Raw genomic sequence first — 11,271 nt, forward strand, 5'->3', positions numbered from 1 at the left:
AATATTCAATTTTGCTAATTAATTCTATAGCAGCAGCAGAGGGCAGAAAGCAGAAATCAGAAGGAAATACCTTGCGTTTCAAAGGTAAGAGTTAACTTTGAGGTCTTAACCTTCTCGCGCTTTGCTAAAAAATTTGTCAGGGTAAGTTGACGAGAAACCTTTGTACTACCCGGAATAACTCGGTAAACCTGCCTCTATGATGAAATTGGTTAGGGCAGGTTTTCCCGCAATTTCTGCGATACTACCCGAATAACTCGGTAAACCTGCCCCTACAATGGATATTTGAATTTTTAAATTCTGTTTCGTGTCTCCTATTTTCTGTTTCCTATCTCCTTTTACTGTGACAAGTTATACTAAGTATGGCTTTCATCCTCAGCAACCTATGGACGGTGAAACAGCATTGGCATGGGTGGATAATCTCATATTGACCAAAACTGGCGAAGGGTTAAATTCTCTACAAAAACAGATTCTTCAGCAGGTTTGGCAGGGACATAAATATCCTGAAATTGCAGCCTACTGCGGCTATACAGAAGGACACGTTAAAGATGTTGGTTCTCATCTGTGGCGCGTACTGTCTCAAACTTTGGGAGAGAAGATTAATAAGATTAACTGTCGTGCAGTTTTAGAACGATGTCTGCGTACATCAAAAGATCGGGGAAATCTGTCAATTTTAGCCCCCCTTGTGAAGGGAGATTGGGGGGATCTGCACGCCAAGCCAAATTTCGTCGGCAGAACCGAAGCGATCGCGCACCTCGATCGCCTGGTAAGTTTGGATAGTAAGGCGATCGTCATTCAGGGTGAAGGCGGATTGGGAAAAACCACCCTAGCACAGCAATACTTGCAATCCCAAAATTTTGAAGTGGTGCTAGAACTGCTAGTAGCAAAGGAAACGCAGAACCTGACTTCTGCTGAACGAGTCGTAGAAGAGTGGTTGAAACAAGACTTACAAGAGGAACCAGGCTTAGAATTTGGCGTAACTTTAGATAGACTCAAACGCCATTTACAAATGCGACGGATAGGGGTGTTAATCGATAACTTAGAACCTGCATTAGATCGCCAAGGACGTTTAATTGCGTCTCATCGTAGCTATGTAGAGCTGTTTCGGATTTTAACCGATCCGAAAGTACAATCCGCGACTTTAATTACAAGTCGCGATCGCCTGTGCGAACCGAGTTTAAATGTAGAACACTACCGTTTACCTGGTTTAGATCTTCCAGCATGGCAGCAATATTTTAGTTATCGTCAAATTGCAATTGACTTACCAACAATCCAACAGATGCATCAAGCCTATGGTGGTAACGCTAAAGTCATGGGAATTCTTTGCGGTACAATTCAAGCAGATTTTGCAGGTGATGCGATCGCGTATTGGCAAGAAAACCATACCGATCCCTTGGCTGTCACCGATTTGAAGAATTTAATTGCCAGTCAATTTCACCGTTTGCAAACACTCGATCTGCCAGCCTACCGCTTATTGTGTCGCCTGGGGTGTTATCGCTATCAAGATGTGGCAAAGATTCCTACCCAAGGAATTTTAAATTTATTGTGGGACGTACTACCTCAACAGCAACGACAAATTATGACAGCTTTACGCGATCGCTGTTTAGTTGAATTTCAACAGGGGGAATACTGGCTGCATCCAGCAATTCGTGCTGAGGCGATCGCGAGGTTGCGTGCTAGCGATGAATGGATAGTTGTGAATTGTAAAGCCGCAGAATTTTGGACAGATAGCGTAGCAACAATTGACACCATAAAAGATGCTTTACAAGCTCTGGAAGCATACTATCACTATGTCGAAATTAACGATTTTGAATTAGCTGCTAGAGTTATTCTTAAAAGTAGAAACAATCAGTGGGGACAGTTTTTACCTCTGGGTGGAACCTTGTATAGAATGGGTTTAATTCAACCCGTTTTGGGGGCGATAACTCAAATCCTCCAAAATGTACAATCCACTCCTTGTTTGGGAGAATTATATAATATTTTAGGAGATTTATATTGGACTGCTGGTAAAATTCACGCAGCGATAGAATGTCAAGAGAAAACTATCAGTTTAGCAACTCAATCATTGAGACCTTTAGAGTTTAGTCAAGGCGATCGCTACAAATTATATTACTTAAAAATGCTAGAAGTAGATTCCTTACTCAGTATGGGATTGTACAATATAGATTTGTGGGAATTAGAGATAGCAGCCGAATTATTTCAGCAAGTCATAGTTCTAGCTCAAAATACAACTCATCATCGCTGGGCAGAAAAAGCTAGCGTATGTTTAGCTTTAGTCAATTCTTATTTAGGCGGGCATCAAACAGCATATAACCTAGTCGAACCGATTTATGACTCGATTATGTCTGAACTAAATAATCAAAGTGGCAGCTTTGCTTATTTTGTGCAAATCCTCGGTCAAACTTATATCAATTTAGGTAATAGAGAAAAAGCGCAAGAGATGTTTTTTCTTTCCCTAGCTGATGCCGAAAAAAGCCATTATCGGCAAATTAAAGCAAAAACACTAAACGGACTTGCTGAGAGCGATCGCCAGCAATCTTTATTTAAATTGGCTATAAATAAACATATAGAAGCAATCGAAATTTTAGAGCAAATTGGTGCAAAATGCGATCTAGCCGAGGCTTATTTTCAGTTGGGATTGACTTATGTAAAAATGAAAGATATTGAGAATAGTAAGCGAAATTTAGAGCGATCGCTACAGCTATTTACTCAGATGAATGCACCACGGCAAGTAGAAAAAGTATTGCGAGCGAAAATCGACGCATAGAATTTGCTCGTACTAATTCCAATGAATATCCCCCTTCACGAGGGGAAAATTGTACAATTCTTAGCCCCCATTTTTAAGGGGGGTTGGGGGGATCTTCCGTAGTGCAGTCTTAACAAGATCGTATCAGTTTGGGGCTACACACTCACACATCGTTCCGTTTCACGCGCTGCAACAACCAGTACCAAACAAAGAGCCGATATAGCTTTTTGCCACTCTTGCCTAACCTGCAAATCTTCCACACCTTCAAACATTCCTACCAGAGAAGGAACAGAATGTTCCATCGCCAAACGAGAAACTGGACGATGAAGTTCTACTAAGCGCGATAGACTTTCTTGATTATTGACAAAACCAATGACCCATTTTGTTGTATGCTCTGGACTATCGGGAACGCGCTTCACACCCAACTGTGTTTGCAACCAATGATAAAAAGGAGGTAATCGCTCGGCTAAAACGCTACCAGCGATCGGTAAAGTTTGCTTTAGTAACGAAACATCTAAGCTATTTAACTGTTGTTGTAATTCGGGAGAATTTAGACATTCAGTAAGAGACTGGGAGAGTAAAGCTTTTAAGCGATCGCGAGACAAATCTAAGTGTTGGGCAAATGTTTCTAAAGTAGGCTGCATCATTTCAAATCTAAAGTCCAAAAACAACTAAATACTTCCTGAGATGAGATAGGATTTCTATGTATTCCTCTCAACTCATCACGTTACCAATTTGCCAGGAATACACGGTGATGTCTTTGAGGTAGCTCATAGAAGGACTGGAGATGAGAAGGAAGCCGGGGAAGTTGGGGAAGAAAAATGACTGTTGAGTGCTGCCTTCTGCCTCCTGCTTTCTTGCACTAAATAGAAACTTGCACTAAAAGCGATCTCAATCAGAGAATAAGAAAAGCAACAAGCACGAGGAGACTTCAGTGAGTCAGGGATTCGATTACGATTTAGTCATTATTGGCGCTGGGGTAGGCGGACATGGAGCTGCCTTACACGCGGTCAGTTGTGGCTTAAAAACAGCTATTATTGAAGCAGCTGATATGGGCGGAACCTGTGTCAATCGCGGTTGCATTCCCTCTAAAGCACTGTTGGCAGCATCGGGACGAGTGCGGGAATTGCGCGACGCACACCATTTAAAAGCACTGGGTATTCAAGTAGAAAATGTTGGGTTCGACCGTCAGGCGATCGCCAATCATGCATTAAATTTAGTTAGTAAGCTGCAAGGTGACTTGACAAATAGCCTCAAACGTGTGGGAGTTGACACGATTCGTGGTAGGGGAAAAGTTGCGGGACAGCAGAAAGTCACGGTGACTAGCGATAGCGGCGACAAAACAATTACTGCTAAAGATATTATCCTTGCCCCTGGTTCCATACCCTTCGTTCCCCCAGGAATTGAAATTGATGGCAAGACTGTATTTACCAGCGACCAAGCCGTTAAGTTGGAATCCTTACCTCAATGGGTAGCAATTATTGGTAGCGGCTACATCGGCTTAGAATTTTCCGATGTTTACTCGGCTTTAGGCTGCGAAATTACCATGATTGAAGCCCTAGACCAATTAATGCCAGGGTTCGATCGCGATATTGCTAAAATTGCCGAACGAGTTTTAATTACTCCCCGCGACATTGAAACTTATGTCGGCATTTACGCCAAGAAAGTTATCCCTGGTTCCCCAGTTGTCATCGAACTGGCAAATTTCAAAACGAAAGAATACGTCGATACGCTGGAAGTAGACGGCTGCTTAGTTGCCACCGGACGCATTCCCGCCACAAAGGATTTAGGTCTAGAATCTGTAGGCGCAGAACTCGATCGCCGTGGTTATATTCCCGTCAATGACAGCATGGCTGTATTATCTGGCGGCGAACCCGTACCTCACTTGTGGGCAATTGGCGACGCGACAGGGAAAATGATGTTAGCTCATGCAGCATCCGCTCAAGGAATTGTTGCAGTCGAAAATATTTGCGATCGCCAGCGTCAAATTGATTATCGCAGCATTCCCGCCGCTGCCTTCACCCACCCCGAAATTAGCTATGTTGGGTTGACAGAAACCGCAGCAAAGGAATTAGGAGAAGCGGAAGGATTTACCATCAAAACCGCCAAAACATACTTTAAAGGCAACTCCAAGGCGCTAGCAGACGGCGATGCAGATGGAATTGCCAAAGTCGTCTACCGTCAAGATACGGGGGAAGTCTTAGGAGTCCACATCATCGGTTCCCACGCCTCCGACTTAATCCACGAAGCCTCAGCTGCGATCGCCAATCGTCAATCAGTCCACTCCCTCGCCTTCCTGGTTCACGCCCATCCTACCCTTTCCGAAGTTTTGGATGAAGCGTACAAACGGGCAGTTCATGCTTAATTACCTGGGGCGTGAAATACTTCCGACTTCCGCGCAAACGCGACTCTTGTAAGGGCGGGTTTAGCAGATAGATTCCCAGCCAAAACTAGAAATTTTTGGTCAAAACCCGCCCCTACGACTCCCTACTCCCTACTCCCTACTCCCTAGTGATGCAAATCCGCCGTCGTCCGCCAAATCCGTCTATTGAGATTAGTTATTTGAGCTATCAGGTATCAGTTCCAGGTGCAAAGCCGCAGCATATTTTAGAAGAAATTGTGTGGCACAAAGAGATTGAAGTCGATCGCTTGCGGGAAAAACTACCGTTAGTAGAGTTACAAAAGCAAGCCTTAACTGCACCCCCAACTCGCGATTTTATAGCTGCTTTACGTCAAGGTAAGACTTCTCCAGCAGTAATTGCTGAGGTGAAAAAAGCTTCTCCTAGTAAAGGCGTATTGCGAGAAGATTTCGATCCCGTGGCGATCGCGCTTTCCTATCAGCAAGGTAATGCTAGCTGTATTTCGGTACTTACAGATAGTAAATTCTTTCAAGGCAGTTTCGATTATTTAGAACAGATTCGCGCTGCGGTAGATGTACCTTTGTTGTGTAAAGATTTTATTATCTATCCCTACCAGATGTATCTAGCACGGTTACGGGGTGCTGATGCGGTGTTGTTGATTGCTGCAATTTTGAGCGATCGCGATTTACAATATTTCATCAAAATTGCCAAAGCTTTGAAGTTAGCCGCTTTAATCGAAGTCCATACTCTAGAAGAACTCGATCGCGTTTTGGCTTTAGATGGCGTGACTTTGGTAGGTATCAACAATCGCAATCTGGAAAACTTTTCTGTCGATTTGCAAACAACCAGCCAATTATTAGCTGTACGTCAGCCACAATTAAAACAACGAGATATTTTAGTTGTCAGCGAGTCGGGAATTCACGCGCCAGCCGATGTAGCTGTAGTCACTCAAGCAGGTGCAGCAGCAGTGCTAGTTGGCGAGTCCTTAGTCAAACAGCCAGAACCAGGGAATGCGATCGCTTCCCTGTTAGGATGAGTGGTGCGTGGTGTGTGGTGCGTGTAAAACACTTTTGACTTTTGACTTTTAACTTTTGACTTTTAACTAGTGAATCGTGAGTAAAAGATGGGAAAGATAAAGGTAGTAGAAGAGGATTCCTCCTATCTTTCTCCTCTTTCCAAGTTACGAATTACGAATTACGAATTAGGAATTAACTTATGATTCCCCTTCCTTCTCCAATTCACTACGAAGCCGTATTGCAGTTATTAGAACAGCAAACATTACCTATTGTTAGGCAAGATCCTCTTTTAGCAGAGCAAGTGCAACAATTGATTATTTCTTTACGTAAAGCTGCGGCTCAACAAAAGCAACTAGAAGCCAGTTGTCAGCAAGCTCATGTAGATTATGAGTTTCGTTGGTCTTTAAATCAAAGCGAATCTGAGCTAGCTACTACAGAACATTCTACAGTTTCATAATTTGACTTTGTAAAGTCAGCTCAAGACCTCTAAAGCGCTTGCCAAACTTTGACAAAATAACCGCCATATCCGCCGCGAGGTTTAATATAAGCGATCGTTTGATTATTAGCACTGATAACTAGATAATGTATTTCATCTTTTGGGAGGGAATGTAGCTTATTCCCACTAGATAAATCCCAGATAATAATACCATTTTTACCAGATGTGACCATTACTGAGCTATCCGAGCTTATAGCTTCTATTGGATGCAAGCGCCATTCAAATGTATTAATTTCTTTTCCTGTTTTGATACCCCAATGCGTAATTGTATCATTGGAGTTGATAGTAATAAGAGTCTGCTTAGCAGGAGTAAGAGTTAGAGCTTTGAATGGTTTTGTCAGCGCTTTAAAACTACGTAGTTCTTTGCCTGTTTTTAAATCTCGTAGCGTTATCGTAAGACGAGAGATTTGCTGTCTAGAACGTAAATTCCACAATGCGATCGTGTTATTTAACTGACTGATAATAATTTCTCCATCTGAGCTAGTAGCAATAAATTTTTCTGCTTCTGAAGGAGATGTAATAATAGATATTGTTTGTCCTGTTTCTACATCAAACATCTTGGCAATTTCGGGTGAGAAACAAACAAGAGTTTGTCCGTCAGGAATAACGGTAATCAAACCCGCGCTATCTTGGAATGCATGTATCTCTTTTTTTGTGATTATGTCTCCTACTACAATTTCATAACCCGTATTCCAAAAAAGGTGTCTTTTATTTGGACTGAGAGCGATTTTGCCAACACGGGAAAAGCCGTCTCCAGTATCGAATCCACCAATTGACTCTCCTGATTTCAGGTCATATACGCCAATACCTGAATCATCAAAAGTCCAGTCATCAAATTCACTATAAGCAAGAACTGTGCCATCAGCACTGAGAGCCATTGTTTCGATACACCATGTGGTATCCCAAGTATGAGAAAGAGTAAATTTTTTTAAGCACTGAAAATTTCTTGTCATTAAACCTTTTACATAAATATTTAGTGATATCAATTCTATTTATTTTTGCATAGATTCGACCTCTTCTAGCCCCCCTTAAAAAGGGGGGTTGGGGGGATATTCTCCGCCGTAGTCACAAAGAATTGATATATTAGGTAAATTCAATCTACTTACTATCAATCTCCCCGCGCACCAAAATCACCGTACTATCTACCCGATTAGCAATTTGAGCAGGAATATTACCTTTAATCGCATTTTGCAACATTCCTTCTCGGCTTGCACCCAACACCACAACATCAAAATCTTCAGACTTAACTAAATTAATTAAGCCATCCGCAACAGAACTCGATACGACTGGTACAGCGGTGACTTTGCCTGATAATTGTCGATATTTAACTAAGTAACGAATTGCTTGTTGCAAAACGCTCAAATCGGGTTTTGCTTCTTTGGATTCAAACACCTGACACAGATGAATCTCCGGTTGTTCTCCCAGAGAAACTAGCGGTGGTAAAAGTTTAATCGCTACTTTCGCATTGGGACCACCCGCCATCGGGACTAACCAACGATCGTAATTTGGAATTCGGAATTCCGACTCCCGTACGGGCGGGTTTGGAAACCCGCCCCTACCGACTCCTGACTCTTCACCAAATTTAACCAATACAACATCGCAGGGTGCTTGACGGATCAGGGTGTCTACAACATTGCCAAAAATTCGCCCAGGAGTGATGGTGTTACCTTTCCATCCCATCAATAAAATATCGATGTGTTGTTCTTTAATTGTCTCTAATATTGCTTGAGCAGTGTCGTGAGCTACCCGAATTTGAGTATGAACGGGAATTTTTTGCTTTTTCGCTATGACTTCGGCTTGACGGAGTAACTTGCGGCTTTTCCCCGTCCGCACGGAAGTTTCTGCGGGGGAACTGCGGCGAGAGACGAGGATAACTTGAATGCACTCTAATTCGTAATCGCGATCGCGGGCAATTGCCGCAGCCATTTGTAACAATAATTCTGCCGTTTGGGGGTTAGCGATCGGCACTAAAATTCTGCCGCGTCCGGTGCTGGGCGATCGCGTCTGATAGACTATGTAAGATGGTTCTGGTTGCGGTCCCGTCTGTTCCGTCTCTCCGTTGAGTTTGTCGGCTTCAACGCGGATAATATCGGCACGGGTAATAATGCCCACCATTCGCCGATTTTCCACTACAGGTAAGCGGCTGAGTTGGTAGCGATCGAGCAAATACAAGACATGGGCGAGAGTTGCGTGAGGACTGACAGTGACGGGTTGGGGAGTCATCACCTCGCTAATTGGAGTATCCCCAGGTAAGGGGCGATCGCGAATTTTGGCTAAATCAGTTTGGGTGATAATTCCGACTAACTTACTATTATCAACTACGGGAAAGCCGCGATGGTGAGAGCGAGAAAACGCCTGTACAGCCTCATCTAGCGTCATCTGCGCTCCTAGAGTTTCTACCCGGCGTTGCATCACGTCTTCTGCTGTTAACTCAGCCAGAAAGCCCTTGGGTGTGGCTGCTGATTCTAAGTTAATCCCTTTTAGTTGCAAAATCTTATCGTAGAGCGATCCAGGTGCTAATCGTTCGGCGATTAGGTACGCCGTTACCGAGCCGATCATTAACGGTAAAACCAAGTTAAAATCGGTGGTCATCTCAAACACGATCGCGATCGCTGTAATCGGAACTTTAGACACTACGCTAAAAAATGCCCCCATCCCTGCTAAAGCGTAGGTAGCAGGAGAACCAACGCCCAATAATTGAGTTTCTGTCAACCCGACTAAATAACCCAAAGCCGAACCGAGAATTAGACTGGGGGCAAATAATCCTCCTGGCGCTCCCGAACCAAAAGCGACTAAAGTGAGAATAAATTGAGAGAGAAAGGCGATCGCGGCTAATTCTAAACTGGCATCTCCAGTAATCAGAAATTCCCTCAAACCACTATTATCGCGAAAGGTAGGGGGTAAAAGGGCGATCGCAATACCGGAAATTAACCCGGCTAAGGCAATCCGTAGGGATAAGCTAACGTGCAACTGGCGATAAAATTTTAAACTCGCAATGATGCCACGATGAAAGAGAGAACCTAGCAACCCTGCCAAGATCCCCAGTAACAAGAAAAATGGCAGTTCAATTAACGAGAATGAGGTTGAGTGGGCAGTCAATACCAAACTCAAATCCAGGCTGCGACCACCTAAAATCCGCGACACGACCGCACCGATAAACGAGGCGAGGATCGCCGTTCCTAAAGTCAAACTAGACAAATCGCGGAGTAATTCTTCAACCACAAACAAAACCCCCGTGATGGGGGCATTAAAAGCAGCGGCTAATCCCGCACCTGCACCTGCGGCAATCATCTGGCGGCGATGGTCGGGAGATGTGGGAACCCAACGGCTAAATTGGGCGGCTAAGGCTGCACCTATATGCACGGTTGGTCCTTGTCTGCCTACGGTCAACCCCGAACCAATTGCTAATGTTGAAGCGAGTAACTTGACCCCAGCAGTCCGCCATGATATGTCTGTCGCAGCGTTGGCAAGTACTGCCTTAACGTGAGGAATACCGCTACCGCTTGCTTCTGGGGCTAACCGTTCCACCAGCAAACCAGACAAATATCCAAAAGTCAGACCAAAAGATGGCAGCAAAATCCAGGCTGGAAATAGGTTGGATTGATGGACTCGCATTGCGCCGAACCAGCCAGAACCAGCTTTCAGCAATACCGCAGATAAAGCGGCGACTAAACCAATTAAACAAGCTTCGGCGATCGCGCTGGTGCGGCGGGGACGCATCCAGTGGCGCAAGTATTGGCGGAGGGCAGGCATCAGGGGCTAGAGTCTAGAGGCAGAAGGCTAGGAAATATGTAACTGTAGGGCAAGTATTGCTCGCTATCTATTAGCCACACATCATTTGCTACAGGATGCCACAATTCGTCATAATTTGAGACAAAATCTTTAAAGGTTTTCTAAATAGTTGCGCGATCGGCAATCCATCAAGTAAGCCAAGACTGCCATCCCGACCAATTTTGAACTGAATTAGCAATCTCTTGATAACCAGCAGCACGGGGATGAGCGCCGTCATAATCTGCTACTTCTTGTAACCAAATCTGCGATTTTTGCAGAGGTGTGAAAATATCTAAATAAGGAATATCTTTTGTCAAGCAAATTTGCTCGAATTGTTTCAACAAACGAGCAGTTCTAGAATTTTGTTCTGTATCCAGCAGGGGAGGCGCTCCTACCATCAAGACTGGAAATCTTTGTTTAGCTACCTGTAAAATTTGGCGAGTATTTTCTGTAGATTTAACAAATTCTATCCGAGTTTTATCAGTTTCTATAGTCGTATCATTTGTTCCAAAAGAAAACACAACTCTACCATCATCTGCTGGACTTAAGCGGCAAGAAACTTCCTGCAACCACCGCGCTTTAATATCAGCACTAGTTTCTCTTCTAACTCCTAAATTGTAATAAGTAACGTCATATCCTTGTTTTTGGGCAGCAACACAAATTCTTCCCGTCCAACCGAGACACTCAGGATCTCCTGTGCCATTAACAAAAGAGTCACCAATAAAACAGATACGCATAAGCGGTCATTTGTCATTTGTCATTTGTGAATATTAGCCGATCTGGTCACTGGTCACTGGTCACTGGTCACTGGTCACTGGTCACTGGTCACTGGTCACTGGTCACTGGTCACTGGTCACTGGTAACTGGACACTGGTCACTGGCAAC

General features: G+C 43.9%; 8 protein-coding genes. 4 read left to right on the forward strand and 4 right to left on the reverse strand.

The window, feature by feature from the left end; genetic code table 11:
• Positions 1 to 382: 382 nt before the first annotated feature.
• A complete protein-coding gene (locus C7Y66_RS16715) occupies positions 383 to 2,764 on the forward strand; it encodes a tetratricopeptide repeat protein (RefSeq protein WP_106546460.1) in 2,382 nt (793 codons plus the stop codon).
• Between the two features lie 134 nt (positions 2,765 to 2,898).
• On the opposite strand, the gene C7Y66_RS16720 is transcribed toward C7Y66_RS16715, so the two are convergent.
• Entirely contained in the window at positions 2,899 to 3,387 is a 489-nt protein-coding gene (locus C7Y66_RS16720; RefSeq protein WP_106546461.1) for a hypothetical protein, read from the reverse strand.
• A 290-nt stretch (positions 3,388 to 3,677) separates the two neighbouring features.
• Between C7Y66_RS16720 and lpdA the strand changes: the two genes are divergently transcribed.
• The 3 genes from lpdA to C7Y66_RS16735 all read left to right on the forward strand — a co-directional run bounded on the left by lpdA (position 3,678) and on the right by C7Y66_RS16735 (position 6,576).
• Positions 3,678 to 5,108 carry a dihydrolipoyl dehydrogenase gene (lpdA, locus tag C7Y66_RS16725; protein ID WP_106546462.1) on the forward strand — a complete coding sequence of 477 codons (1,431 nt, stop codon included), beginning with the start codon at positions 3,678 to 3,680 and terminating at the stop codon, positions 5,106 to 5,108.
• Positions 5,109 to 5,257: 149 nt separating this feature from the next.
• Complete coding sequence (trpC, locus tag C7Y66_RS16730; protein ID WP_106546463.1) at positions 5,258 to 6,139, forward strand: indole-3-glycerol phosphate synthase TrpC; 882 nt, start codon at positions 5,258 to 5,260, stop codon at positions 6,137 to 6,139.
• A 179-nt stretch (positions 6,140 to 6,318) separates the two neighbouring features.
• Positions 6,319 to 6,576, forward strand: coding sequence for a DUF5340 domain-containing protein (locus C7Y66_RS16735; protein WP_106546464.1), 258 nt, complete (start codon positions 6,319 to 6,321; stop codon positions 6,574 to 6,576).
• A gap of 29 nt (positions 6,577 to 6,605) precedes the next feature.
• Here the strand turns inward: C7Y66_RS16735 and C7Y66_RS16740 are convergent, their stop codons facing one another.
• The 3 genes from C7Y66_RS16740 to C7Y66_RS16750 form a co-directional block, all read right to left on the reverse strand.
• Positions 6,606 to 7,601, reverse strand: a complete 996-nt coding sequence (locus C7Y66_RS16740) for a WD40 repeat domain-containing protein (RefSeq protein ID WP_146149808.1) — start codon at positions 7,599 to 7,601, stop codon at positions 6,606 to 6,608.
• 112 nt (positions 7,602 to 7,713) lie between these two features.
• Positions 7,714 to 10,368 carry a chloride channel protein gene (locus C7Y66_RS16745; protein ID WP_106546466.1) on the reverse strand — a complete coding sequence of 885 codons (2,655 nt, stop codon included), beginning with the start codon at positions 10,366 to 10,368 and terminating at the stop codon, positions 7,714 to 7,716.
• A 167-nt stretch (positions 10,369 to 10,535) separates the two neighbouring features.
• Complete coding sequence (locus C7Y66_RS16750; RefSeq protein WP_106546467.1) at positions 10,536 to 11,123, reverse strand: GDSL-type esterase/lipase family protein; 588 nt, start codon at positions 11,121 to 11,123, stop codon at positions 10,536 to 10,538.
• Between the last annotated feature and the right edge of the window lie 148 nt (positions 11,124 to 11,271).

It is taken from the genome of Chroococcidiopsis sp. CCALA 051, assembly GCF_003015105.1.
GTDB lineage: Bacteria > Cyanobacteriota > Cyanobacteriia > Cyanobacteriales > Chroococcidiopsidaceae > Chroococcidiopsis > Chroococcidiopsis thermalis.

Excerpts from the sequence above, each read along its gene's own strand:
- C7Y66_RS16750 (WP_106546467.1), bottom strand. The coding sequence starts at position 11,123 with ATGCGTATCTGTTTTATTGGTGACTCTTTTGTTAATGGCACAGGAGAT.
- C7Y66_RS16735 (WP_106546464.1), top strand. The coding sequence starts at position 6,319 with ATGATTCCCCTTCCTTCTCCAATTCACTACGAAGCCGTATTGCAGTTA.
- C7Y66_RS16715 (WP_106546460.1), top strand. The coding sequence starts at position 383 with ATGGACGGTGAAACAGCATTGGCATGGGTGGATAATCTCATATTGACC.
- C7Y66_RS16720 (WP_106546461.1), bottom strand. The coding sequence starts at position 3,387 with ATGCAGCCTACTTTAGAAACATTTGCCCAACACTTAGATTTGTCTCGC.
- trpC (WP_106546463.1), top strand. The coding sequence starts at position 5,258 with ATGCAAATCCGCCGTCGTCCGCCAAATCCGTCTATTGAGATTAGTTAT.
- C7Y66_RS16745 (WP_106546466.1), bottom strand. The coding sequence starts at position 10,368 with ATGCCTGCCCTCCGCCAATACTTGCGCCACTGGATGCGTCCCCGCCGC.